The sequence below is a fragment of the Micromonospora sp. NPDC049891 genome (assembly GCF_040660295.1).
GTDB lineage: Bacteria > Actinomycetota > Actinomycetes > Mycobacteriales > Micromonosporaceae > Micromonospora.
This window is the reverse complement of record NZ_JBFAML010000004.1, coordinates 110,956-136,702: the sequence shown is the minus strand read 5'-3', so window position 1 is coordinate 136,702 and position 25,747 is coordinate 110,956. Positions and strand designations below refer to the sequence as shown.

21 protein-coding genes are annotated in these 25,747 nt (G+C 71.6%); 15 read left to right on the top strand and 6 right to left on the bottom strand.

All coding sequences use genetic code 11. The features are described from left to right. Positions 1–33 precede the first annotated feature (33 nt). From AB0I71_RS07930 to AB0I71_RS07875, 12 genes are all read left to right on the top strand, one after another. Positions 34–1,965: an amylo-alpha-1,6-glucosidase gene (locus AB0I71_RS07930; protein ID WP_357582489.1), complete on the top strand. Its 1,932-nt coding sequence runs from the start codon at positions 34–36 to the stop codon at positions 1,963–1,965. A 140-nt stretch (positions 1,966–2,105) separates the two neighbouring features. Next, positions 2,106–3,437 (top strand): glycosyltransferase family 4 protein, encoded by a 1,332-nt coding sequence (locus AB0I71_RS07925; protein WP_357582488.1) that lies wholly within the window; start codon positions 2,106–2,108, stop codon positions 3,435–3,437. Between the two features lie 73 nt (positions 3,438–3,510). Continuing rightward, positions 3,511–5,421 (top strand): protein kinase, encoded by a 1,911-nt coding sequence (locus tag AB0I71_RS07920; RefSeq protein WP_357582487.1) that lies wholly within the window; start codon positions 3,511–3,513, stop codon positions 5,419–5,421. A 57-nt stretch (positions 5,422–5,478) separates the two neighbouring features. Beyond that, a complete protein-coding gene (locus AB0I71_RS07915; RefSeq protein WP_357582486.1) occupies positions 5,479–6,057 on the top strand; it encodes a DUF1707 domain-containing protein in 579 nt (192 codons plus the stop codon). A 231-nt stretch (positions 6,058–6,288) separates the two neighbouring features. After that, positions 6,289–7,098, top strand: coding sequence for a metal-dependent hydrolase (locus AB0I71_RS07910; protein WP_357582485.1), 810 nt, complete (start codon positions 6,289–6,291; stop codon positions 7,096–7,098). A gap of 23 nt (positions 7,099–7,121) precedes the next feature. Next, entirely contained in the window at positions 7,122–8,012 is an 891-nt protein-coding gene (locus AB0I71_RS07905) for an amidohydrolase family protein (protein ID WP_357582631.1), read from the top strand. Positions 8,013–8,139: 127 nt separating this feature from the next. Continuing rightward, on the top strand, positions 8,140–9,198 hold the full coding sequence (locus AB0I71_RS07900) for a LacI family DNA-binding transcriptional regulator (RefSeq protein ID WP_357582484.1): 1,059 nt from the start codon (positions 8,140–8,142) through the stop codon (positions 9,196–9,198). Positions 9,199–9,275: 77 nt separating this feature from the next. Next, on the top strand, positions 9,276–10,574 hold the full coding sequence (locus AB0I71_RS07895; RefSeq protein ID WP_357582483.1) for an extracellular solute-binding protein: 1,299 nt from the start codon (positions 9,276–9,278) through the stop codon (positions 10,572–10,574). Between the two features lie 76 nt (positions 10,575–10,650). Beyond that, the gene (locus tag AB0I71_RS07890; RefSeq protein WP_357582482.1) at positions 10,651–11,625 is read left to right on the top strand and encodes a sugar ABC transporter permease; all 975 of its coding nucleotides are present in this window, start codon (positions 10,651–10,653) and stop codon (positions 11,623–11,625) included. Then, positions 11,625–12,503, top strand: a complete 879-nt coding sequence (locus AB0I71_RS07885) for a carbohydrate ABC transporter permease (protein ID WP_357582481.1) — start codon at positions 11,625–11,627, stop codon at positions 12,501–12,503. The genes AB0I71_RS07890 and AB0I71_RS07885 overlap by 1 nt, the downstream gene beginning before the upstream one ends. After that, positions 12,500–14,731, top strand: a complete 2,232-nt coding sequence (yicI, locus tag AB0I71_RS07880; RefSeq protein WP_357582480.1) for an alpha-xylosidase — start codon at positions 12,500–12,502, stop codon at positions 14,729–14,731. Before AB0I71_RS07885 ends, yicI begins: the two co-directional genes overlap by 4 nt. Continuing rightward, positions 14,728–16,125 carry a GH1 family beta-glucosidase gene (locus AB0I71_RS07875; protein WP_357582479.1) on the top strand — a complete coding sequence of 466 codons (1,398 nt, stop codon included), beginning with the start codon at positions 14,728–14,730 and terminating at the stop codon, positions 16,123–16,125. The genes yicI and AB0I71_RS07875 overlap by 4 nt, the downstream gene beginning before the upstream one ends. A 118-nt stretch (positions 16,126–16,243) precedes the next feature. Here the strand turns inward: AB0I71_RS07875 and AB0I71_RS07870 are convergent, their stop codons facing one another. The 5 genes from AB0I71_RS07870 to AB0I71_RS07850 all read right to left on the bottom strand — a co-directional run bounded on the left by AB0I71_RS07870 (position 16,244) and on the right by AB0I71_RS07850 (position 21,981). Beyond that, positions 16,244–16,837, bottom strand: a complete 594-nt coding sequence (locus AB0I71_RS07870) for an NTP transferase domain-containing protein (RefSeq protein ID WP_357582478.1) — start codon at positions 16,835–16,837, stop codon at positions 16,244–16,246. A gap of 147 nt (positions 16,838–16,984) precedes the next feature. Continuing rightward, positions 16,985–18,382 (bottom strand): hypothetical protein, encoded by a 1,398-nt coding sequence (locus tag AB0I71_RS07865; RefSeq protein WP_357582477.1) that lies wholly within the window; start codon positions 18,380–18,382, stop codon positions 16,985–16,987. A 3-nt stretch (positions 18,383–18,385) separates the two neighbouring features. Beyond that, complete coding sequence (locus AB0I71_RS07860; protein WP_357582476.1) at positions 18,386–19,276, bottom strand: alpha/beta hydrolase; 891 nt, start codon at positions 19,274–19,276, stop codon at positions 18,386–18,388. Next, positions 19,273–20,280: an SDR family NAD(P)-dependent oxidoreductase gene (locus AB0I71_RS07855; RefSeq protein WP_357582475.1), complete on the bottom strand. Its 1,008-nt coding sequence runs from the start codon at positions 20,278–20,280 to the stop codon at positions 19,273–19,275. The genes AB0I71_RS07860 and AB0I71_RS07855 overlap by 4 nt, the downstream gene beginning before the upstream one ends. 114 nt (positions 20,281–20,394) lie before the next feature. Further along, the gene (locus AB0I71_RS07850; protein WP_357582474.1) at positions 20,395–21,981 is read right to left on the bottom strand and encodes a hypothetical protein; all 1,587 of its coding nucleotides are present in this window, start codon (positions 21,979–21,981) and stop codon (positions 20,395–20,397) included. 186 nt (positions 21,982–22,167) lie between these two features. Here AB0I71_RS07850 and AB0I71_RS07845 point away from each other — a divergent pair, with 186 nt between their 5' ends. After that, complete coding sequence (locus tag AB0I71_RS07845; protein ID WP_357582473.1) at positions 22,168–22,896, top strand: alpha/beta hydrolase; 729 nt, start codon at positions 22,168–22,170, stop codon at positions 22,894–22,896. Between the two features lie 149 nt (positions 22,897–23,045). Here AB0I71_RS07845 and AB0I71_RS07840 read toward each other — a convergent pair whose 3' ends face one another. Continuing rightward, entirely contained in the window at positions 23,046–24,062 is a 1,017-nt protein-coding gene (locus AB0I71_RS07840) for an XdhC family protein (protein WP_357582472.1), read from the bottom strand. A 125-nt stretch (positions 24,063–24,187) separates the two neighbouring features. Here AB0I71_RS07840 and AB0I71_RS07835 point away from each other — a divergent pair, with 125 nt between their 5' ends. Together AB0I71_RS07835 and AB0I71_RS07830 are read left to right on the top strand one after the other, a co-directional pair. Next, positions 24,188–24,715, top strand: a complete 528-nt coding sequence (locus tag AB0I71_RS07835) for a 2Fe-2S iron-sulfur cluster-binding protein (RefSeq protein ID WP_357582471.1) — start codon at positions 24,188–24,190, stop codon at positions 24,713–24,715. Then, positions 24,712–25,701 carry a xanthine dehydrogenase family protein subunit M gene (locus AB0I71_RS07830; RefSeq protein ID WP_357582470.1) on the top strand — a complete coding sequence of 330 codons (990 nt, stop codon included), beginning with the start codon at positions 24,712–24,714 and terminating at the stop codon, positions 25,699–25,701. The genes AB0I71_RS07835 and AB0I71_RS07830 overlap by 4 nt, the downstream gene beginning before the upstream one ends. Positions 25,702–25,747 lie beyond the last annotated feature (46 nt).

Genomic DNA, 25,747 nt, shown 5'->3' with positions numbered 1-25,747 from the left:
TGTCGTGTTACACCTCGCCGCGGTGGAGGAAAGTTGATCGAGATTCGCTACGGTTCGCAGGTCTGTGGCGAGCTGACCAGTGCCGCCAGCCGCGAGTGGCTGGTGCCCGACGGCCTGGGCGGATACGCCATGGGCACCGTCGCCGGTCTGCGCACCCGCCGCTACCACGGGCTGCTGGTGATCCCGGGAGAAACCCCGGCTTCCCGCAAGGTGGGACTGGTCAGCCTCGATCCGGCGGTGCTGTTGCCCTCCCGCGCCCGGGTGCGCCTCGGCGCGCACGAGTGGGCCTCCGGTGACGTGGACCCGCGCGGCTTCGAGCTGCTGGAACGCTTCGACCTGACCGACGGGCTGCCGCGCTGGCGGTGGCGCGTCGGCGACGTGGTGATCGAGCGGGAGCTGGCCATGCTGCCCGGCCGCTCCTGCGTGGCGGTGGTGCACCGGCTGATCAGCGGTGGTCCGGTCGAGCTGGAGCTGGCCGCCGCCTGCACCTGGCGGGACGCCCATGGCGAGCGGCGCGGCGACGGGCCGCCACTGCGGATGGACCCGGTCGACGGCGGCGCGGTGATCGAGGGGGCGTACCGGCTGTCCGGGCCCGGCTGGTCGCCGCAGGGTCACTGGTGGCGGGGCGGGTACCACCGCGAGGAGGCGGCGCGGGGCCTGCACCCGGAGGAGGACCTGTGGTACGCGGGTCAGTTCCGCGACACCCTGCGCCGCCCCGGCGACACGCTGTCGGTGCTGGCCTGGGCCACGAACCTGGAGCAGGAACCGCCGCCAGGCCCGCAGGTGGTGGCGGCGGCGCGGCAACGCAACCGGCAGGTGGTCGCGGCAGCCAGGCCGGCCGACGCGGTCGAGGCGACCCTGGCGCTCGCCGCCGACGCGTTCGTCGTACGGACCGCCACCGGGCCGGACGTGGTGGCCGGCTATCCGTGGTTCGGTGCCTGGTCGCGGGACACGATGATCTCCTACGAGGGGCTTTTCCTGCGTACCGGTCGGGCCGACCTGGGCCGTGACCTGCTGCGCTCGTACGCGGCGACGCTGTCGGAGGGGATGCTGGCCAACACCGCCGACACCGGGCGGGTCGAGTACAACACCGTCGACGGCACGTTGTGGTTCCTGCACGCGGTCAGCCGGCACGTCACGGTCACCGGCGACACCGATCTCGGCGACGAACTGCTGCCGGCGCTGCGCGCGGTGATCGACGCCCACGTGGCCGGCACCCGGTACGGCATCGCCGTCGACCCGGCCGACGGGCTGCTCGCCTGCGGTGCCCCCGGTGCCGCGCTGACCTGGATGGACGCCCGGGTGTACGGGGTGCCGGTCACGCCCCGGCACGGCAAGCCGGTCGAGGTCAACGCGCTGTGGGTAAACGGGGTGGCCGGGGTCGCGGAACTGGCTGAACTGGCCGGACAGGACACCGACGGGCTGCACCGGCTGCACGAGCGGGCGGTCAAGGCGTTCCGGGACCGCTTCCCCACCCCGGCCGGCTGGTTGCACGATGTGGTCGACGCGCCGGCACCGGCGTACCCGCTCGGTGGGGCGGCCTTCCACGACGACGATCTGCTGCGCCCCAACCAGCTGTTGGCCTGGTCGTTGCCGTTCGCGCCGATGGAGCCGGATCCGCAGACGCTGGGCCAGCTCGGCGGCGGGCTGCTCACCCCGCTCGGCCCGCGCAGCCTCTCCCCCGACTGTCCCGGGTTCCTGGGCCGGCACCGGGGTGGGCCGGCCGAGCGGGACACCGCGTACCACCAGGGCACGGTCTGGCCGTGGCTGATCGGCCCGTACGCCGACGCGAGCCGGCGGGCGGGCCTGCCGGTGGACGACCTGTTCACCGGCCTGGAGGCGCACCTGGGCGAGTACGGCCTCGGTTCGGTGAGCGAGACCGCCGACGGTACGGCCCCGCACACCGCCACCGGTTGCCCCTTCCAGGCGTGGTCGGTCGCGGAGCTGCTGCGCGTCCGCCGGTAGCGCTTTACACCCCCGCAACGGTTACGTCTCCGCTGGTTATCCAGCTGCGACCAGGATTGGTCCCGATCCGGCCGTAACGCGAACGCCGCCCGTCAGGGGGCTTCCGACGGGTGCGCGGAGACAACTCAAAGGGGGCGCGTATGTCACCGAACGCCAACGTGATCGACATCAACCCCGCACGCTCGCAGCGGGTGCTGATGCTGTCCTGGGAGTACCCACCCGTCCTGGTCGGCGGTCTCGGCCGGCACGTGCACGCGCTGTCGGTGGCCCTGGCCGCCGCCGGACACGAGGTCACAGTCGTCACCCGCCACACCGACGGCGCACCCCTGGAGGAATACGTCGACGGCGTCCGCATCATCCGCGCCGCCGAAGACCCGGTCACCTTCCCCCTGGCCACCAGCTCCCTCCTGGCCTGGACCATGGCGTTCAACCACACCCTCACCCGCGCCGCCCTGCACGCCACCACCACCGGCAGCTACGACGTCATCCACGCCCACGACTGGCTCGTCGCCCACACCGCCATCACCCTGCGCGACCACCTCGACCTCCCGCTGGTCACCACCATCCACGCCACCGAAGCCGGCCGGCACCAGGGCTGGCTCCCCGAGGAGATGAACCGCACCATCCATGGCGTCGAACACTGGCTCAGCAACGCCTCGACCCGGGTCGTCGCCTGCTCCGGCTACATGCGCGATCAGGTCACCACGCTGTTCGACACGCCCAGGCACCGCGTCGACGTGGTACCCAACGGCGTCGACGACCGGGCCTGGCGGGCCCGGCCCCGCGCGGTCGCCTCGGCCCGCGCCCGCTTCGCCGGGGACGGGCCGCTTGTCGGGTACGCCGGCCGGCTGGTCTACGAGAAGGGCGTGCAGCACCTGGTCGACGCCGTGCCGAAGCTGCGCGCGCGGCATCCCGGGCTGCGGGTGCTGATCGCCGGGGACGGCCCCTTCCGGGGCGAGTTGGAGGACCGGACCCGTCGGCTCGGGCTCGCCGGCACCGTGCGCTTCACCGGTTTCCTGGACAACACCCAGCTACCGGCGGTGCTCGGCGCCACCGACGCGACTGTCGTGCCGAGCCTCTACGAACCCTTCGGCATGGTGGCGTTGGAGGCCGCCGCGGCCGGGGCGCCGCTCGCGGTGGCCCGCACCGGTGGGCTGGCCGAGATCGTCGAACCGGGCGTCACCGGCGTGACCTTCCCGCACAGCGACCCGTCGGCGCTGGCCGGTGCCGTGGGCCAACTGCTCGGCGACGAGGTCTTCGCCCGCCGGGTCGCCCGGCAGGCACGCAGCATGGTCGGCCGGCGCTACGGCTGGGCGACCATCGCCGCCCGCACCGCCGACACGTACACCGCGGCCCGCCGCGAGCACGTTGCGCCGCAGTCCCGGCGCGCCGCCGCCGAGATGCCCGCGCGTCGGCAGACGATAGCCATCCCGGACGGCAATCTCCTCGCCGTGGGAGGGGCCGCCTCCTGAGTGGACTCGTCGGATAGGTGATCCCCGATCCGCTGGCTAGGGTGTACGCCGGACGGCGGCGGATGGGGGAGACGTGCGAGCGGTGATCGCCGGCCGGTACCGGCTGCTCGATCTGGTCGGGCGCGGCGGGATGGGTACGGTCTGGCGGGCCGAGGACGAGCTGCTGCACCGCCAGGTGGCGATCAAGCAGGTGGTGCTGCCGGCCTGGCTCGGCGGCGACGAGTTGGACCAGGTGCGCGCCCGCACGCTGCGTGAGGCGCGGACCGCCGCCCGGCTCAGCCACCCCAACGTGGTCCGCGTCTACGACGTGGTCTCCGAGGCTGACGCGCCCTGGATCGTCATGGAGTACGTGCCCTCGCGCACCCTCCAGGATCTCCTTGACGCCGACGGCCCGCTGCCGCCGCGCCGGGCCGCTCGGATCGGTCTGGCGCTGCTGGACGCGCTACGGGCGGCGCACGACGCCGGGGTGCTGCACCGCGACGTCAAGCCGGCGAACGTCCTCGTCGCCGACGACGGTCGGGTGCTGTTGACCGACTTCGGGCTGGCCGTCTTCGACGGCGGCGATCAGACGATGACCGGGCCCGGCACCATCCTGGGCTCACCGCAGTACGTCGCACCGGAGCGAGCCGGCGAGGGCGTGTCCAGTGAACCGGCCGACCTCTGGTCCCTCGGTGCCACGCTGCACGCCGCCGTCGAGGGTCGCGCCCCGTACGCCCGCAGCACCGCCATGGCGACGCTGAGCGCGCTGGCCTCCGCAGCGCCGGACCCGGCCCCGCACGCCGGGCCGCTGTCGGCGGTGCTGGCCGGCCTGCTGCGCCGCGACCCCGCGCACCGCACCGACCATGCCGAGACGCGCCGTCGGCTGCTGGCCGCGGCCGGGCCCGATCCGGCCGACACGCCAGACCGCGCGGGTGAGGACACCGCTCCCCTTCCCACGACCGGATCGTCTCACGCCGGCACCGCCCCACCGGTCCGGGCCGCACCCGTCCCGGCGAACACCCCGGCCGCACCGCGCAGCGAGCCGACCCGGTCGTACGGTGGAGACGACCCGACCCAGACCGGCGGAGGCGACCCGGCCCACACCGGCGGGGACGACCCGACCCACACCGGCGAAGGCGACCCTGCCCACACCGGCGGGGACGACCCGACTCACACCGGCGGAGGCGACCCGGCTCAGGCCGGCGGGCCGCCGATACGCACTCCGCCTGCCGGCACCCGTCGCACCAGTCCCGGGGCCGAGCAGCGCCGGGGCGCGGTGGCCCGGCCGTGGGCGCTGGCGGCGGTAGCCGTGCTGGTCGCGATGGCGGCCGGGATCGGCACCGCACTGACGGTGGTGGGCACCGGCGCGGACCAACCCGGTCCGGCGACGCAGAGCCCGCCGTCGTACGACGTGGGCGCGCCGGGGCCCGGCGGCCCGTTCCCGCGCGACGGTCGACGTCCGCCCGGCCCGCCGCCCGGCGGTCTCGTCCCCCCGCCGCTGCCCTGTGTACGCCCGTGGGTCGACGGTGCCTCGCTGCGCACCGCCCCACCCCGTCCGAGCGACCAGTTCCGGCCGCCCGCCGGTTGGGTGTGGCACGCCGACACCGGCGGCTTCCGGGTGGCGTTGCCCGCCGACTGGCGGCACTCCCGCGACGACGACGTGGCCTGCTTCCAGGACCCGGCCACCGGTCGCGCGTTCACCGTCGCGGACAGCGCCGACGCCGGCACCGAGCCGATCAGCCGATTCAAGGCGGTACGGGACCGGGAACTGGCCGAAGGCACCCTGCCCGGCTACCAGGAGTTCCGCCTCGGCCGCGTCGGCGACGCCACCGAGTGGGAGTTCGGGTGGCTGACACCGCACGGTGACCGGCTGCGTGCCACCCAGATCGTGCCGGACGGTGCGACGCCGGGCCGCTCCTGGACGCTGGGCTGGATCACGCACGAACAGGACTGGGCGGCCGCGGCGAGCGAACTGGCGACCGTCCGGCTCAGCTTCCGACCGTAGGCCGCGTTGAGACATGCCCTGGCAGACGGCCTCGCGGGACGCAGTTAGTCTCGGACCGTGGAACCGGAGCGGCACGACGACACCGACCAGCTGCGAGTCTCCGACCGGGAACGGGAGGAGATCGTCGAGCTGCTCGGCAAGGCAACGGCCGAGGGCCGGCTGACCCTCGACGAGTACTCCGAGCGGGCCGGCGTCGCCCACGCCGCACAGACCCGCGGCGAACTGGCCCGGGTGACCCGGGACCTGCCCGACGCGACGGCCAGCCCCACAGCCGGCGCGCTCGCCCCCGCGCCGGAGAAGCTGCTGGCCATCTTCGGCAACGAGGTACGCAAGGGCGCGTGGCCGGCGCCGGAGCGCATCGAGGCCCGGGCGATCTTCGGTGACTGCCGGATCGAGCTGCACGAGGCGCGGCTGCCCGGGCGGGTGACCCGGATCGACGCGGAGGCGATCTTCGGCGACGTCACGATCGTCGTGGCGGAGGGCACCGATGTGCGGCTCACCGGCAGCGCGGTCTTCGGTAGCAAGCAGTCCAAGCTGAGCGGCCCCGTCGCGGCGGGCGCACCGGTGATCGAGGTGCACTGCCGTGCGATCTTCGGGGACGTGACCGTCCGCGCGCCCCGCAAACGCTGGTGGTGACCCAGCCCACCGACAGCCACGCGCACGTCGGGCGGGCCCGCCGTCCCATGGCCGACAGATCGTGCCGGCCGACCGCCACGCGCTGCCATACTGCCTGGTGGTCGGCCCGGTCCGCCGACCGGCTCCAATCATCGTCCGAAGTGGACGCTGCGGGTGGTCCCCCTGCGGCGTCGCGGCGAACTACAGTGGCGTAGTTTTGGCGCTCAAGATCCCTGGGGAGGGCGAGCCGAGATGATGGGACCGTCGCACGCGCTGTCTGGCGCGGCGGTATGGCTGAGCGGGTCCTGGGCGCTACAGCACTTCTACGACTACGAGCAGTCGCCGTTGGCGTTGGCCGTCGGCACCGCCGTCTGCGCCGGAGGGGCCCTGCTGCCCGATCTCGACCTGTCCGGCAAGGTCACCCGCAATCAGGGTGGCGCGACGGTGGCCCGTACCTTCGGCGTCTTCTCACTGTTCATCGCCGAGGTGGTGGAGAAGATCTCGCTGGGCGTCTACTACGCCACGAAGCTCAGCCGCGATCCGAAGCGCAGCAACGGTCACCGGACGCTCACCCACACCATCCCGTTCACCGTGCTGGTCGGCTGGGGCACCACCACGCTCTGCGCCCGGTACGGCAAGTGGGCGGTCATCGGCATCCTGTTCTTCATGATCGGTCTCGCCCTGCGCGGCCTGTTCGACGAGTGGGCCGAACGGGCGGGCTGGCTCATCGTCACCCTGGTCTCCGCCGGTGCCGCCGTGTTCACCGCCGCGAACCTCCCCGGCGACCGGGGCTATCCGATGATCGGGCTGGCCGTCGGCGTGGGCTGTTTCGTGCACATCATCGGTGACATGATCACCCGGTCCGGCGTACCGATCCTCTGGCCGATTCCGATCAAACGCCGGATGTGGACACCGATCAGCCTGCCCGACAGGATCGCGCTGCGGGCCGGCGGCAAGACCGAGATCGTCGTGGTCCGCACCGCACTGACAATCGTGTCGGTGCTGGCCACGCTCGGACTCGTCGCTCCCTCGGTGCTACAGAAGTTCAACCTCGACCTGTGAGCGTCGAAGCCGTCGACCCGGCGATCGTGGCCGCCGACGAGGCCGTGCCACGGTTCTGGCAGCAGCTCGACCTGCCCGGCCTGGCCGACGTGCACGTGCACTTCCTGCCACCGAGGCTGCGCCGTCGAGTGTGGGACTACTTCGACTCCGCCGGTCCGCTTGTGGGGTTGGAGTGGCCGATCCGGTACCGGTGGAGCGACGAGGAACGCGTCGATCATCTCCGCCGGCTGGGGGTACGGGCGTTCAGCGCGCTCGCGTACGCCCACCGGCCCGGCATGGCCGAGCAGTTGAACGAGTGGACGCTGGACTTCGCGCGCGACACCGCCGGATGCCTGCCCTCGGCCACCTTCTTCCCCGAGCCGACGGCGCCGCGCTACGTTGCCGAGGCGATCGACGCCGGTGCCCGGGTTTTCAAGGTGCACCTCCAGGTGGGTGGTTTCGCGCCCACCGACCCGGCGTTGGAACAGGCGTGGGGGCTGCTCACCGAGGCCGGCGTGCCGGTGGTCGTGCATGCCGGGCACGCGCCGGTGGGCACCGCCCACACCGGGCCGGACCCGTTCGCCGCGCTGCTCGCCCGGCACCCGCGGTTGCCGGCGATCGTCGCCCACATGGGCGCACCGGACTATCCCGCATTCCTGGATCTCGCCGAGCGTCACGAGCGGGTGCGGCTGGACACCACAATGGCGTTCACCCCGTTCTTCGACCAGTTCGTGCCCTTCCCGGCCGAGGAGTTGCCGCGCCTGCGTGAGCTGGGGCTGGCCGGCAAGGTGCTGCTGGGCAGCGACTTCCCGAACATCCCCTACCCGTACGCCGACCAGTTGACCGGCCTGGCAAGGCTCGATCTCGGCGACGACTGGCTGCGGACGGTCTGCTGGCAGGCCGCCGCCGACCTGTTCGACCTGCCCGCACGCTGACCGAGCGGGATCCGACCTCAGTTCGTCACTGCCTATTGACGTGGTCGTAACACCTGACCTACCTTCTGTCGAACCGCTTAGTCGAAGCGCTTCGACAGCGCCGGGGCATACCGCGAGGAGGTGCCGGATGGCCACCATGCAGGACGTCGCGCGGCGCGCCCAGGTCTCGGTCAGCACCGTGTCGTACGTGCTCACCGGCGCCCGTCCGATCTCTCAGGCGACCCGGGACAAGGTCCTCGCCGCCATGGCCGAGCTGGACTACCAACCCAACGCCCTGGCACGGGGACTGGCCAGCCGGCGCAGCCGGATCCTCGGACTACTGCTGCCGATGGACGAGCGCGGCATCGGCGCCACCGAGACCGCCTTCGTCACCGGGGCGACCGCCGCCGCCGGGACCGCCGGCTACCACCTGGTGCTCTCCCCGATCGGCGTCGGCGACCTCGACGAGCTGCGCCGGCTGGCCAGCCAGCGGATCCTCGACGGTGCCCTGCTGATGGAGGTGCAGCTGCACGACCCCCGGGTGGACGTGCTGCGCGAGGCGGGCGTACCCACGGTGCTGATCGGACGCACCGAGGACCCGGCCGGCCTGTCGTACGTCGACATCGACTTCGACCGGACCGTGCGCGAGGCCGTCGACCACCTGGTCGGCCTGGGCCACCACCGCATCGTCTACGTCAACCACTCGGCCGACACCATCGCCGAGGGTTACGGTCCGGCGCTGCGGACCCGTGACTCGTTCACCGCCGCGATGACCGAGCACGGTCTGACACCGCTGATGATCCCCGCCGAGGACAGCGCCGCCAGCGGTCGAGCCGCGCTGGCCACCGCACTACGACAGGCCCCCGACCTCACCGCCGTACTGGCGATGAACGAGAGCGCCGTCTTCGGGCTGCTCGGCGAGCTGTCCACCCGAGGGCTGACGGTACCCGGCGACGTCTCCGTCGTCTCGATGGTCACCTCACCGCAGGTCGCCGAGCTGGCCACCCCCGCGCTGACCGCGATGACCTCGCCCGGCTCGGCGCTGGGCCGCATCGCGGTGCAGACGCTGCTGCGGCACGTGGAGACCGGCGACGGTGAGATCCACCAGGAGCTGCTGCCGTGCGTGCTGGAGGTCCGCGGTTCCAGCGGCCCGCCACGTACGGCAGGCGACATCCCGGACGACCAGGGGCCCTCGGGCCCCGAGTAAAGCAGCCCGTCGTCGCGCTGCCACGCGACGACGGGCTTGACGGAGTACCGGCTCGATACTCATCAGGGAGACTAGCAATGCGACGATTCCGCAGAGTAGCCGTGGTGGCCATGGTGGCCGCGCTCACGGCGACCGGCCTGGCCGCCTGCGGCGGCGACGGCGACGACAGTGGTGACGCGAACGTCCTCAAGCTCTGGCACTACGAGAGTGCGAACAGCGCGATGGGGATCGCCTGGGACCGGGCCATCGAGATCTTCAAGGAAGAGCACGAGGGCGTCGAGGTGCGCTTCGAGCGCAAGGCGTTCGAGCAGATCCAGCAGAACGCCGGCATGATCATCAACTCGTCCGAGGGCCCGGACATCATGGAGTACAACAAGGGCAACGCCACCTCCGGGCTGCTCTCCTCGCAGGGCCTGCTCACCGACCTGACCGAGGAGGCGACCAAGCGCGGCTGGGACAAGGCGCTGAGCCCCAGCCTTCAGACCACCGCGCGGTACGACAACGGCGTGATGGGCTCCGGCAACTGGTACGGCGTGCCCAACTACGGCGAATACGTGATGGTCTACTACAACAAGGAACTCTTCGCCGAGCACGGCGTCGAGGTCCCGACGACTTTTGCCGACTTCACCGCGGCGATGGACACCTTCGTCGCCAAGGGCGTGACCCCGCTGGGCATGTCCGGTGCCGAGTACCCGGCCGGCCAGCTCTTCTACCAGCTCGCCCTTTCCCGCGCAGACCGGGCCTTCGTCGACAACTACCAGCTCTACGCCAACCCGGTGGACTTCACGGCCGACCCGGTCAGGTACGGCGCGGAGACCTTCGCCGAGTGGGTCGGCAAGGGTTACGTCGCCAAGGACTCGGCCAGCCTGAAGGCCGAGGACATGGGCACCGCCTTCATCTCCGGCAAGGCGCCGATGATCGTGTCGGGTAGCTGGTGGTACGGCCGGTTCAAGAGCGAGATCAAGTTCGACTGGGACAGCTTCCTCTTTCCCGGCAACACCATGCACGCCGGGTCGTCGGGCAACCTCTGGGTGGTCCCGGAGACGAGCAAGGCAAAGAACCTGGCGTACGACTTCATCGACATCACCCTGCGTCCGGAGATCCAGGCGCTGATCGGCAACAACGGTGGCGTACCGGTCTCCGGTGACCCGGCGTCGATAAGCGACGAGAAGGACCGCAGGTTGATCGAGAACTTCAACACCATCAGTTCCCAGGACGGCCTGGCGTTCTACCCGGACTGGCCGGTCCCCGGCTACTACGACGTACTGGTCTCCGGTTTCCAGAGCCTGATCAACCAGTCCAGGACCCCCGACCAGGTCCTCGACGCGATCGCCAAGCCGTACCAGGACGGCGTCGCGGAGATCAAGCGCGACTGAGCGGCGGCCGGGGCGGGTGTCGACCCGCGTGACCGGGTCACCGGTGCGCGCCCGCCCCGGCGCGGAAGGACCTCCCATGGCTCTGCCCGACACCGCCGCCCCGCCCCGGGCGAGCGCGTCACCATCGACCCCGACCGCCAAGGGCCCCCGACGGCCCGGCCGCTCCTCCGCCGCGTACTGGCTCTACCTGCTGCCCGGCGCGGTGCTCTTCCTACTCGTCATCGGCGTCCCGCTCGTCTACACCGGCTACCTGTCGCTCACCAGGTGGTCCGGGGTCGGCGACCCCACCTTCATCGGTTTGGACAACTACCGCAACCTGCTCACCGACGACGTCTTCTGGACCTCGTTCAAGAACACCGTCGCGATGATCGTGGCGATGGTGGTGGTGCCCACCCTGGTCGGGCTGCTGCTCGCCGCGGTGCTCTTCGACACCATCGGCCGTAAGTTCCGGCCCCGCACCGCCGCCGCGCTACGGGCCGCCTTCTACCTGCCGCAGGTGCTCCCGGTCGTGGTGGCCGGCATCGTCTGGGGCTGGATCCTCCGCCCCGACGGCGCCCTCAACGGGCTGCTCGACGCGGTCGGGCTCGGCTCGCTGGCGCATGACTGGCTGGGCGATCCGAACACCGCGCTGCCCGCCGTGATGGCCGTGATGATCTGGGTGCAGCTCGGCTATCCGGTGGTGGTGTTCATGGCCGCCCTGGAACGGGTGAATCCGGAACTGTACGAGGCGGCCGAGATCGACGGGGCCGGCTGGTTCCGGCGGTTCCGGGCCATCACCCTGCCGCAGATCCGGCCGGAAACGTTCGTGGTCGGACTCACCTGCACCATCGCCGCGATGAAGGTCTTCGGCCCGATCTTCGCGCTGACCCGGGGCGGCCCGGAGAACGCCACGAACGTGCCCTCCTACTTCGCCTACTTCACCTTCTTCAAGCGGTTGCAGGTCGGCTACGGCTCGGCGATCTCGATGGTGTTGACGCTGATCATCGTCGTGGTGGCGGTGCTGTTCATCAGGGCGCAGAACCGTGCCGAGCGACGGGACGGAGTGCTCTGATGGCGATCACCCTCACCACCCGACCCCCGGTCGCCCGACGCGCGGGCGACAGGCACCGTCGCGGCGTCGGGCGCTGGATCGTGCTCGTCGCGGTCGGCGTCGCGGCGCTGGCCATGCTGGTGCCGTTCGCGTTCATGCTGCTCAACGCCTTCAAGTCACCTGGCGACTATTCGACGAACGGCCCGTTGAGCTGGCCGAGCGAGTTCTACACCACCGGCCTGCGCACCTACTGGGAGCAGGTCGACTTCCCGGTGAAGCTGTGGAACTCGGTGCTCATCTCCGGCTCGGTGGCGGTCCTCGCGGTCGTCGTGTCCCTGCTCAGCGCGTACGCCCTGGGCATCGGCCGGGTCCGCGGCCGGCTCTGGATCATCGGTCTCTTCCTGCTGGCCAACATGCTGCCACAGGAGGCGCTGATCTACCCGCTCTACCACTTCGCCAAGCAGGCTGGGCTCTACAACACCCGCCTGGCGGTCATCATCATCTTCACCGTCATCCAGGCCGCCTTCGGCACCTACCTGCTCGCCTCGGTACTCGGCACCTTCCCCCGCACCCTGCTGGAGGCGGCCGCGCTCGACGGGGCCGGCCGGTGGCGGATCCTGTGGCGGGTGGTGCTGCCCAACATCCGGCCCACCATCTCGGTGCTGCTCGTCTTCTTCTTCATCTGGACCTGGAACGAGTTCCTCATCCCGCTGGTCATGCTCATCGACAACCAGACGCAGACCGTCCCGGTCGCGCTGGCCTCGTTGCAGGGCGACCGGCTGATGGACGCCCCCACCACAAACGCCGGGGCGCTCATCAGCCTCCTTCCGGCGATCCTGTTCTTCCTCATCTTTCAGCGCACCCTCTCGCGCGGCATCACGGCAGGAGCCGACAAGTGAAGTTCACCGACGGGTACTGGCAACTGCGTCCCGGGGTCACCGTGCTGCGCCCCGGCACGGTGGAGTCGGTGGAGCCGGACGAACGCTCCTTCACCGTCTTCGCACCGATCGGACGCATCACCGGGCGCGGCGACACCCTCAACCGGCCGGTGATCACCGTACGGTTCTTCTCCCCCGCGCCCGGCGTGGTCGGGGTGACCATCGGCCACCACACCGGCGGCTTGCCCAAGCAACCCCGGTTCACCCTGGCCGAGAACACCGCACATCCCGTACAGGTGGAGATCACCGGGCTCAGCGCGCGGTTGACCACCGGCGAGCTGACCGTCCGGGTCGCGCTGACCGGGCCGTGGCGGGTGGACTTCCTGCGCGGCGACCGGCTGGTCACCTCGTCCACCGAGCGCAGCATCGGCGCGGTCACCGACGGCGAGGGCAACAAGTACGTGCACGAGCGGCTGGCGTTGGGCGTCGGCGAGACCATCTACGGGCTGGGCGAGCGCTTCGGCGCGTACGTCAAGAACGGCCAGACCGTCGACATCTGGAACGCCGACGGCGGCACCGCCAGCGAGCAGGCGTACAAGAACGTGCCGTTCTATCTCAGCAGCGCCGGCTACGGGGTCTTCGTGGACCACCCGGAGCACGTGTCGTTCGAGGTCGGCTCCGAGGTGGTGTCGCAGACCCAGTTCAGCGTGCCCGGGCAGTCGCTGACGTACCACCTGATCGACGGACCCACCCCGAAAGACGTGCTGCGGCGGTACACCGCGCTCACCGGCCGGCCGGCGCGGGTGCCGGCCTGGTCGTACGGGCTGTGGTTGTCCACCTCGTTCACCACCTCCTACGACGAGAAGACGGTCACCGAGTTCATCGACGGGATGGCCGAACGGGACCTGCCGCTGTCGGTGTTCCACTTCGACTGCTTCTGGATGCGGCAGTTCCACTGGGTCGACTTCATCTGGGACCCGGCGACCTTCCCCGACCCGGAGGGGATGCTGCGCCGGCTGCACGAGCGTGGCCTGAAGGTGTGCGTCTGGATCAACCCGTACATCGCCCAGCGGTCGTACCTGTTCGAGGAGGGCCGGCAGGCCGGCTACCTGGTCCGCAACCCGGACGGTTCGGTCTGGCAGTGGGACAAGTGGCAGGCCGGCATGGCGCTCGTCGACTTCACCAACCCGGACGCGGTCGACTGGTTCGCCGGCAAACTCAAGGTGCTGCTGGACATGGGCGTCGACTGCTTCAAGACCGACTTCGGCGAGCGCATCCCCACCGACGTACTCTGGCACGACGGTTCGGACCCACAGCGGATGCACAACTACTACGCGTACCTGTACAACAAGACCGTCTTCGAGCTGCTGGCGGCCGAACGCGGGGAGGGCGAGGCGGTCGTCTTCGCCCGCTCGGCGACCGCCGGCGGTCAGCAGTTCCCGGTGCACTGGGGCGGCGACTGCGAGTCGACATTCGTGGCGATGGCCGAGTCGCTGCGCGGCGGGCTGTCGCTGGCCGCCTCCGGGTTCGGCTACTGGAGCCACGACATCGGCGGCTTCGAGGGCACCCCCGACCCGGCGGTGTTCAAACGCTGGATCGCCTTCGGTCTGCTCTCCTCGCACTCGCGGCTGCACGGCTCCGGCTCGTACCGGGTGCCGTGGGCGTACGACGACGAGGCGGTCGACGTGCTGCGCCATTTCACCCGGCTCAAACTGAGCCTGATGCCGTACCTGGCGGCGGCGGCCGAGGAGGCCCACCGCGAGGGCGTACCGGTGATGCGGCCGATGATCCTGGAGTTCCCTGACGATCCGACCGCCGCCTACCTCGACCGGCAGTACATGCTCGGTCCGGACCTGCTTGTCGCACCGGTGATGAGCGCCGACGGCCAGGTGACCTACTACGTACCCGCCGGCACCTGGACCCACCTGCTCAGCGGTGCCCAGGTCACCGGACCCGGCTGGATGACCGAGAAGCACGACTTCGACAGCGTTCCCGTGCTCGCCCGGCCCGGGTCGGTCATCCCGGTCGGCTCGGTCACCGACCGACCCGACTACGCCTGGGCCGACGGAGTCCGGCTGCGCCTGTTCGCCCCGGTGGCGGGGCAGCGGACCCGGGTACGGGTGCCGGCGCCCGACGGTGGGCCGGCGACCGAGTTCGAAGTGTCCTACCAGGACGGAACGGCCAGCGCCGAGCTGGTGGCGGGGGCGTCGTCCGGGTACGCGTGCGAGGTGACGGAGGTGGCGAGGTGACCGATGTGGTCTTTCCCGACGGTTTCGTGTGGGGTTCGGCGACGGCGGCGTACCAGATCGAGGGCGCGGTCCGGGAGGACGGACGAGGGCCGTCGATCTGGGACACCTACAGTCACACCCCGGGCCGCACCCTGAACGGAGACACCGGGGACGTGGCCGCCGACCACTACCATCGTTGGGCCGACGACCTCGACCAGCTCGCCGCGCTCGGGCTCGGGGCGTACCGGTTCTCCATCGCCTGGCCCCGGGTGCAGCCCGGCGGCTCGGGCGCACTCAACCAGGCCGGGGTGGACTTCTACTCCCGTCTGGTGGACCGGCTGCTCGACCTCGGCATCCGGCCGGTGGCGACGCTGTACCACTGGGACCTGCCGCAGGAACTGGAGGACGCCGGCGGCTGGCCGGCCCGGGACACCGCCGCACGCTTCGCCGACTACGCCACGAAGATCGTCGGCGCGCTCGGCGACCGGGTGCACACCTGGACCACCTTCAACGAGCCGTGGTGCTCGGCCTATCTCGGGTACGCCTCCGGGGTGCACGCGCCGGGGCGGACCGAGCCGGCCGCGGCGCTGGCCGCCGTACACCATCTGAACCTGGCACACGGCCTGGCCGGCCGGGTGATCCGCGACCTGGCACCGGCGGCGCAGCTGTCGGTCACGCTGAACCTGCACGTCATCCGACCGGCCTCGGATTCGGCCGCCGACGCCGACGCGGCACGGCGGATCGACGCCCTGGCCAACCGGGCGTTCCTCGGCCCGATGCTCGACGGGGTGTACCCGGCGGACCTGCTCGCCGACACCGCCGCCGTCACCGACTGGTCGTTCGTCCGCGACGGCGACGAGCGCACCGCCGCGGTGCCGTTGGACGTGCTCGGCGTCAACTACTACTCGACCACGCTGGTCCGTGCCTGGGACGGTGTGTCGCCCAAGTCGCACTCCGACGGTCACGGCCGCTCGGCGCACTCGGCCTGGGTCGGCTCGGAAACTGTCGAGTTCCTGCCCCAGCCCGGCCCGCACACGGCGATGGGCTGGAACATCGAGCCGGCCGGGCTGACCGAGCTGCTGCGGCGCCTGCACCGCGAGTATCCCGACCTACCGCTGATGATCACCGAGAACGGCGCCGCCTTCGACGACGTCGTGTCGCCGGACGGCGCGATCCACGACGACCGCCGGATCGACTACCTCCACCGGCACATCGCCGCCACGCACGAGGCGATGGCCGCTGGCGCCGACGTCCGCGGCTACTTCGTCTGGTCCCTGCTGGACAACTTCGAGTGGGCCTACGGCTACGACCGCCGCTTCGGCATCATCCGCGTCGACTACGACACCCAACAGCGCACCTGGAAAGACTCCGCCCACTGGTACCGCCACCTGACCACCACCAACCGCCTCCCCTAACCCGCTCCCCACCCCGCCCCACCCTGCCCTGCCCTGCCCTCGTTGATCATGAGGTTGGCGGCACCAGCTGATCTTCAAACTGCCGTTAACCTCATGATCAACGGGGCAGGGCGGGGGGTTAGACGGGTACGCGTTGTTCGGGGACGGTCAGGCCGTAGAGGGCCATGAGTTCGGGGGTGTCGACGCGACTGCCGTCGGCCACCGTGTCGCAGGCGATGTCGACGATCTGGTCCTTGTGCGCCAGCAGGTACGGGCGGGCGCCGACGTCGGCACTGGCCAGGGTGGCGATGCCCGGCCAGTGCCGACGGCCGAAGAGCATCGGGTAGCCGCGCAGGCCGTTGTAGGTGGCGCAGACCAGCACGTCGGGGAAGGGCAGCGCGGCGACCCGGCTCACCGCCGCGGCGGTGAGCCCCGGCATGTCCACCGGCACCACCACCGCTGCCTCGACCCGGTCGTCGTCAATGCCGGCGAGGCCGGCCCGGATGGACGAACCGACGCCGGTGCCCCAGGCACGGTTGACCACCACCGTGGCGCGACTCAGGTCGGCGGTCTCGCGGACCTGGTCGGCCGCGGCGCCCAGGACGACCACGATCTGCCCGCAGCCCGCCTCCGTCAGCGTGTCGATCATCTGGTCGACAAGTGGCTTGCCGCCCTGGTGCAGCAGGGCCTCCGGCCCGCCGATGCGGCGGCCGCCCCCCGCAGCGATGATCATTCCTGCGATCCGGTTCAGAGCTGCGCTCCCTCCAGCGTGGGAGCGGTCGGGGCCGCGTGACCCCGACCCTCCCGTCCTACGCACACCGTTTGCAACGACAGCGGCCGGAGGAGAGTGGCGGGGCATTTGGTGTAAATTGGGTATCTATCAGGCTCGCACCGACAGCGACTCCCAGCGCACACCCGGGTAGTCGTCCTGCTCAGCCAGGAACCCGTCGAACTCGTCAAGGGTCAGCGCGCCCGGAATCGGGTACCGCGCCGGGATCTCACGCAGCGCCTCGTCGTAGCGGGCGAAGATGGACATCTCATAGGGATAGGTGTCCAGGTCCCGGCCGACGTACCGGCCGCGACGGCGGGCCCGCGCGGTGACCGCCCGCCAGTCGTCGGCCGACGGCGCGCCCACCGCCTCCACCCCGTGCTGGAACAGCGCCAGGTCGATCTCGTCGAACGGCTCCCGGTCGTCCAGGTACTGCTGCACGTCACGCAGCGACGGTTCCATGTTGAACGTCATCCAGAACGGCACCGTGCCGGTGCGCAGCGTCCACCACGGCGCCAGCACGATGAACGACTCCACGAACAGCCGGTTGGCCGGGATCCGCCGCCGTCGGTACCACCACCGGTACAGGTCGGCCACCATCGGCGAGGGTTTGGCCGGGGTGTCGAAGACCAGCCGCCGCACCTGGTAGCCGTGCTCGCGGGCGAACCGCTCGATGTCCTCGCCGAGGGCCGGGGCGAACCCCCACTCAGCCTCGGGGCTGAGGCTGTCCGGCTCCGGACCGTGCCAGCGGCGCACCGGCGAGTCGTACCGCTCGAGGTACTCGGCGACCCGCTCACCGCCGGCGTGGAACTCCTGCTCGGTGGCGCCGCCCACGGCCCCGTGCTGGAACACGTGCCGGCTGCCGAGGCTGGTGGTACGCCACCGACGCCGGCAGTCGGAGATGACGATGGTCCCACCCGGCTCCAACGTCGAACGCAGGAACCGCTCGTACGCCGGCCCGAGCACCTGCCGCTTGTACCGGAAGTACGTCAACGCCCGCACCATCAACCGGTCCTGGTTGGCGTCGTGCATGTGATGCAGCTGGATGTCGGGGTTCGCCGCCAGCAGCGCGCGGCCGGGCCGCATTCCCTTGCGCATCGCGGTCGTCGGGTCGTCCGGATGCACCCACTGCCGGACCGGGATGAAGAAGGTCTGCGGCAACCAGGGCATCCCCAGCGCCGCGCACAGGTGCACCAGGGCACCGCACGACGAGCCGATCAGCACCGCCGGGTAGGAGCGCTGAGGATACTCGCTCACCACCCACTCGTTGACGTCCTCCACGTCGATGCCGCGCATCCGCCGGGGACTCACCGCCTCGGTCATGCCCGAGCCGATGAAGGCCAACTCGCGCAACCGGCGGGGCAGTACGTCGGTGAGCTTCACCAACGGCCTGAGCGCCGTCGGCTGCCCCAGCGCGGGGAACGGCTCCCCGCGCAGGTATCTGGCGGTGGCCATCAGCATCGCCGACGCCGAGTCGAAGCTGGCCAGGAAGTTCGGCTCATTTCCCACGGGTCACTCCCCCGCCCGCCGTCGGCGCTCGATCCGGTCCAGGAACCCCAGCACCACGCGGGACAGCTCCACCGGGTTGTCGTGGCTCATCGCGTGCACCACACCGGGAAGGGTGACCAGATCGCCGCCGCAACGGGCGCGCAGGTCCCGGGCCCAGCCGTCGGAGACGAGCGGATCGCGGGTGCCCCGGCAGACCAGCACCGGCACCCGCAGCCGGCCGACGGTCTCTTCCGGACGCTCCGACAATGCCGACGAGAAGGTACGCAGCACCCGGCCGATCCCGGCCCGCCGGTAGTCGCCGGCCTGGATCGCCCGCAGTCGCAGGGACTGCGTGGCCTGCTCCACCTGCCACCGCCACAGTTGGCTGCGCCACCGCCGACGCGCGGGCTCGACGATCGGGCTGGCCAGCACCACCGCGTGGACCGCCGCCGGGACACGCAGCGCCACGTCGAGGACGACCTGGCTGCCCATGGAGACGCCGACCAGCACCGCCGGACCCGAGGTGCTGGCCCGCAACCACGCGGCCAACGCCTCACCCAGCTCGGGGATCGTCGGTACCGGTCTCGGCTTGTCGCTGCGACCGCAGCCGGGCAGGTCCGGGGCGAACACTAGACCGCCGGTGGCCAGCCGCCGGGCCGTCGGTGCCACCATGCGGGCGGCCACCCCGAGGCCGTGGACCAGCACGATCGGCGGGCGGACCGAGCGGGTGCCCCACCGCAGGCCCCGGATCCGCCAGGACGCGGACCCGTGGACGTCGGTCCGGGACCGCCAGGCCGCAGGAGCGGGCACCGCCACGGTGTGCTCCTCGGGCCCGGGCAGCTCGACGCCCGGCGGCAGGGGACGCAGGTCATGCGCCAGGTCGCGGACCTCGCCGGGGCGGGTCAGCGCCGTCATCGGGCGTACCGGCCCACGATCGGCTGCCCCGCGACACCGGCTCGCGCCGTCGCGATCACGGCCGCGACGCCGAGCAGCAGGCCGGTGACGAGCAGCGCGCGCGACAAGCGTGACCGGCGGCGCGACCCGGCACGCCACCCGTCGTCGACCCGGGCACCGAAGTCCGGCGGTTCGAAGAGGTTCCCCTCGCTGGGGGCGGTCGGCTGGTCGGCGAAATGCTGCCGGCTCAACACCCGCGCACCGGCCCGTTCCACCATCCCGGGGACGATCCGGGCGGCCAGGACGCCGAACCGGCTCGCACCACCGACCGGCACCTCCCGGCGGGGATGGTCGGCGCAGCGGAGCACCTGGGCGGCCACCCGGTCGGCGGAGACCGGACGCCCCGGCGGCACCACCTTACGGCCGGTCCAGTTCGCCGCCACCCGGAACAGCGGGGTGTCCACCGGGCCCGGCAGGACGGTGCAGACCACGATCCCCTTCACGTCCAGCGACTCCTGGCGTACGCAGTCGCTCAGCGCGCGAATGCCGTGCTTGCTGGCCGCGTACGCGCTCTGCTGCGGGAAACCGGTGTGCCCGAGCACCGAGGAGACGTTGATCAGGGTGCCGCCGCCCTGCTCACGGAACCACGGCAGCACCGCTCGGGTCCCGTGGTACACGCCGAACAGATTCGTCTCGACCACCCGGTGCCACAGCCGTGCCGGCACCTCCTCGGTGCGCCCGTACATGTTGACTCCGGCGTTGTTGACCCAGACGTCGACGCGTCCGAACCGCGCCACCGTCTCCGCGGCCACCCGGTCCATCGCCTCGGCGTCGGTGACGTCGGCCGGTGCCACCAGCACGTCGGCCCCGCGTCCCCGGCACTCGGTGGCCAGTTCCTCAAGCGCGTCGGCGCGGCGGGCGGTCACCACAAGTGCCCCGCCGGCCTCGGCGAAGCGCAGGGCGCAGGCCCGCCCGATGCCGCTCGACGCACCGGTCACCACCACGACCCGATCCCGCCTGCCCATACCGCCCCCCGTTGTTATGAGCCTTATCCTATGTTTTGCTGGCATTTGGCGGCCCCGCTTTTGCCGCCTGCCGTCCCGCATCCGTCGCCCCGGTCGCCGCCTGCCGTCGTCAGCTCAGTCGAAACGGCTGGCGGCGGGGACGCCGAACGGCAACGCGAGCGGTCGTCCCCAGTCCCGCCACGGCGGGCAGCCCAACGGCGGTTCACCGTCGAGGAACCGGTTCACCTCCCGGTAGAAAGCCGGCCGGTCGGGCAGGTACGGATGCGCCACCCGCAGCGGGCAGACGTTACGTTCGACAGGCAACCGCCATCCGTCCGGCATCAGCGGCAGGTCGGTGGTGGAGGTGAGACTCACCGCCCGGGTCTCCGCCGGCAGTTGCCGGTCGAACAGGCGAGCGACGTTGTTCGCCTCGGCCAGCAGTTCGCGGGCCGCCGGGGCGTCCGACTCGAACTCGAAATCCACCGCGTCGGCCACGGGCACCAGCAGCCGGAGCAGGTCGCCGGCCACCCGGCCCCGCTCGTTGCGGCCCGGTGGCGGATAACCGACGATGCTCTCCGGGAACGGGCCGACCAGCACCAGGACGTCCACCTCGGGCGCCAGGTCGCGGGTCACCGCCGCCCAGGCCACCCAGGCACCGTGTGAATGGCCCATCACCACCAGCGGACGCGGCAACTGCCGGACCTGCTCGGCGAAAACTTCCACCTGCTCGTCGAAGGGACGCTGGGTGTCCGCCGGCCCGTAGGGTGCACCCGTGTCGATCGGGCACAGCGCCCGGCCGCGCGGCTGCCCGTCGCCCGGCCCGGCGTAGGAGAAGTAGAAGGTCCGGTCGCAGTCGTAGCCCAACTGGTCGGTGCGGCTGCTGAACATGGTGCCGCGCCCGGACGCGGAGTTGATGCCGGACATCAGCAGGATCGACCCGGCCCGAGGCTGCGCCGGCTCCCCCGGTTCGACCGGCCGGGTCGCGACGAACACCGTCGCCGCGACCAGCACCAGCGCCAGCACCCCGGCCAGCCGCCACATCGCTCGACGCGGCGCCGGCCGACTCAGCACCCGGATCGTCGCCGCGGTGGCCAACGCGGAGGCGGGCACCAGCCACACCGCCACGGCGGGCGCCGCGGTGGCCAGCGCCCCGACCACGGCGACGGCCACCGCGTACCCCAGCATCGCCGGGGCCCGGAAGCCGGCACGGGCCGTACCCGCCAGCACCCCACGGAACCGGTCACCGCCCTGCCAGGGCACCGGGCCGGCCAGCATGACCAGCACCGCCACCACGGTCAGCGCCGGCCAGAACAGCCGGGAGTAGAGCAGCGCCGCAGCCGCGTACACGGCCTCGGCGGCGACAAGCAGCAGCGGAAGCGCGACCAGGTAGAAGATCAACGCGAAGCGCACCCGGGCCCGGGTGAACCCGCCCAGCATCAGCACCAGGACGCAGACCCGCAGGGTCAACACGACGGCCAGGCCCACCAGAAACAGCGGCCAGGAGGGAGCCCAGGTGAGCAGCAGACGCAGGTCGCCGTAGAGGTCCAGCGGAGGCAGCCCGACCAGGTGCACCACGCCGGGCCACCGCGGCAGCACACCGAGCCCGGCGGAGGCGGTGACCAGCACCGCCACCACGGCCAGCGGCCACAGCCGCACCGGCCGGGCGTCCGGGGGCGTCAACCAGCCGGCGAGGCGATGCCGTACGGCCGAGGTGGTCATCATGCGTCCGATGCTTACCGAAGGGCCGCGGCAATACCGCCAGAACCCGATACCACCGGCGGGCTCTGCGGCTGGACGCTGGTCGCGAGAAGGAGGTGGCTGACAAATCGCCAGAACCATGATCTGTCTGGCCGATCGCCAATAGCATCCGAGTTACCTGGAGACACTCTCGAACGTGGAGGTCCGCCATTGAGCGACTCAGCGGCGCCCCGGCCCTCCCGCAACGTGGTGCTGGTACACGGCGCGTATGCGGACGGGTCGTCCTGGTCTGACGTGATCCCCATCCTCCAGCGAGCCGGACTGCGGGTCACCGCTGTGCAGAACCCGCTTACCTCACTGGCCGACGATGCCGCCGCTACCCGCCGCGCCCTGGACCGACAGGACGGGCCCACCGTACTCGTGGGCCACTCCTGGGCCGGCACGGTGATCAGCGAGGCGGGTGACCACCCGAACGTGTCGGCCCTGGTCTATGTCGCTGCCCGCGCACCCGATGCGGGAGAGGACTTCACCGCCCTCGCCGCCCGGTTCCCCACCCCGCCCGCCAACGCCGGGCTGGTGCATTCGGACGGCTACGCCCAGCTCAGCGAGCAGGCATTCCTTGAGGATTTCGCCGGAGGGGTCGACCAGGTCCGAGCGCGGGCTCTCTACGCCGTACAGGGACCGATCTCCGGTGAGCTGTTCAGCGCCCGCACGAGCACGGCCGCCTGGCGCGACAAACCCTGCTACTACTCGATCTCCACCCAGGACCGGACCAGCGCACCGGAGCTCGAACGATTCCTCGCCGAGCGGATGGGAGCGACCACGATCGAGGTGGAGTCCTCGCACCTGGCCATGGTCACCCACCCGGAGGCGATCGCCGATCTCATTCTGATGGCCACTCGCGACACCCAGGGCCCACGGCCCACCGGCCCCAGGTAGTCACCTGCGCCCGGCGCCACACCTGCGGCACCTCGGTGGCGAGGTGTGCACCGAGGTGTGCCACCCCCACCTGGTAGAGGCATGGTGGCAGCGCGAGCTGACCGCGAGACGGCCACCGGCCGGTCAACAGGAGACCCTCGGGTGTCCGCTCACCTGCTCGGGTCTGCCTCGCCGAGCACCAGTTCGCCGGCCCTCACCCGGTCGACCGGCCGGATCGCGCCCTGCGTGTCCCGCAACCGGCCGCCGCCGCGGCGGTTGCCGACGGCGATGACCTCGGCGAGCATCGACAGCGCCGTTTCGGCGAGGGAAGCCGCGCCGAGGTCCAGCCCCGCCGGGCCGGCGAGCCGGTCGAGGCCCGGAGTGCCGGCCATCCGGGCCAGCCTCCGCGCGTGCGTGGCGCGGCTGCCCAGGGCACCGACGTAGCCGGCCGGTCCGGCCAGCGCGGCACGCAACGCCCGGTCGTCGATGCGTGGGTCGTGGGTCAGCACCAGCACCGCGTCTCGCGGGCCGAGATGACCCGCCGCCAGCCACTCGTCCGGCCAGACGCAGATCACGTCGTCGGCGTCCGGCACCCGTTCCCGTTGGGCGTAGGCCGGTCGTGGATCGACCACGACGACCCGGCGTCCCATCGGAACCGCCAGGGCGGCCAGCGCGGCGGCCAGGTCGGTGGCGCCGACCACCAGCAGCAGTGGACCGGGGATCAACTCTTCGACGAAGTGGTCGTCGCCGTCCGGCAGCCCGTGCCGATCCGCCGCCGCCGACCAACGGAACGGCTCCCGGAGCTCGACGCTGAGCGCGAGTGGACGGCGGGTGGCGAGCGCCGCGCCGATGGCCGCGTACACCGGGCCGGCCGGCACGGGGCAGAGCAGTACGCCCAGCTCACCGGAGCAGGCCGGGGCGGATTCCCAGGGCATCAGGTCGGCACCGGGGCTGACCGAGGTGAGTCGGGCGTGGGCTCCGTCGATGAGCGCACGGGCCTCGTCCAGCAGGGTCGCCTCCACGCAGCCGCCGGAGACCGACCCGGTCCAACCGCCGTCGGAGGCAACGGCCATGGTGGCGCCGAGCGGGCGCGAGCCCGGGCCGGATCGTCGCACCAGTCGGGCCAGCACCACGCGCTGACCGGCGCCGTGGCGCTGCTGGACGAACGGCCACACCTCCGCCAACACGTCGACGCCCTTCAGCCGGCAATCCTTGCGCCCATTTTTACCGCTTCTTACAGCTTTGATGATGAAAGATCCCTTTAATGGGATGGCGTGGCCGACACGCCACGACCGCCCCGGGGAGGCTGAAGATGGAAACCGAGGTCACCCTTCGGGTGGACGGCGTCGACCACCGACTCGCCGTCGACACCCGCACCACACTGCTCGACGCGCTACGTGAACGGCTTGGCAACACCAGCCCCAAGAAGGGGTGCGACCACGGGCAGTGCGGTGCGTGCACGGTGCTGCTCGACGGGCAGCGCGCCAACAGCTGTCTCGCCCTCGCGGTGGCACACGACGGATGCGAGATCGTCACGGCCGCTGGTCTGGCCGCCGACGGCCTGCACCCCGTGCAGCGTGCCTTCATCGACCACGACGCCTTCCAGTGCGGCTACTGCACTCCCGGGCAGATCGTCTCCGCCGTCGCCATGCTGGCGGAGGCGGCGGCGGGTCGACCCAGCGCGGCGACCTTCGACACCCCCGGCGACGGGCCACCCGACGGCCCGGTCGACCTGGCCGCCGACCCCGACGAGATCAGGGAACGGATGAGCGGCAACCTGTGCCGCTGTGCCGCCTACGCCAACATGGTGCCCGCGATCCAGGAGGTGGCCGACTCATGAGGCCGTTCCGCTACGCCCGCGCGACCGACCCGGCCGGCGCGGTCGCCCTGCTGGCCGGCTCGCCACAGGCGGCCTACCTCGGCGGCGGCACCAACCTGGTGGACCTGATGAAGCTCGACGTGGCCCGCCCGGACCTGCTCGTCGACATCCGCGGGGTGACCTCCCGGTCGATCGAGGAACTACCCGACGGCGGGGTACGCGTCGGTGCCGGAGTCTCCAACAGCGACCTGGCCGCCGATCCGCTGATCCGGCACCGCTACCCGGTGATCGCCCAGGCCGTGGTGAGCGGTGCCTCCACCCAGCTGCGCAACCTGGCCACCGTCGGCGGCAATCTGTTGCAACGCACCCGCTGCCTCTACTTCCAGGACGTCACCACGCCGTGCAACAAGCGCGAGCCCGGCACCGGCTGCTCCGCGATCGACGGACACAACCGGGACCTGGCCGTTCTCGGCGCCTCACCGGACTGCATCGCCACCCAACCGTCGGATCTCGCCGTCGCGCTGGCCGCCATGGACGCCACGGTGCAGACCCTCGGCCCGGACGGCGGCCGGAACATCCCGTTGACCGAACTGCACCGGCTACCCGGCGCCGAGCCTCAGGCCGACAACGTGCTGGCCCACGGAGAACTGATCACCGCCGTGGACCTGCCGCCGCTGCCGTTCGCCACCCGCTCCTGGTACCGCAAGATCCGGGACCGGGCCTCGTACGCGTTCGCGCTGGTCTCCGTGGCCGCCGCGATCGACATCGCCGACGGGCGGGTACGCGACGTGCGCATCGCGCTCGGCGGCGTCGCGCACAAGCCGTGGCGGGCGACCCGCGCCGAGGACCTCCTACGCGGCGGACCGGTCACCGAGGAGCGGCTGCATCGGGCCGCGGCGGCCGAACTCGCCGACGCCCGACCACAGTCGGACAACGCCTTCAAGATCCCGCTCGCCCGCAACGCCGTCGTCCGTACCCTGCTGGACCTGGCCGCGGACACCCGGTAGACGGCAGCCCGGCCCGCCCGGCCGGCGACACGTGCCGGGCAGGCCG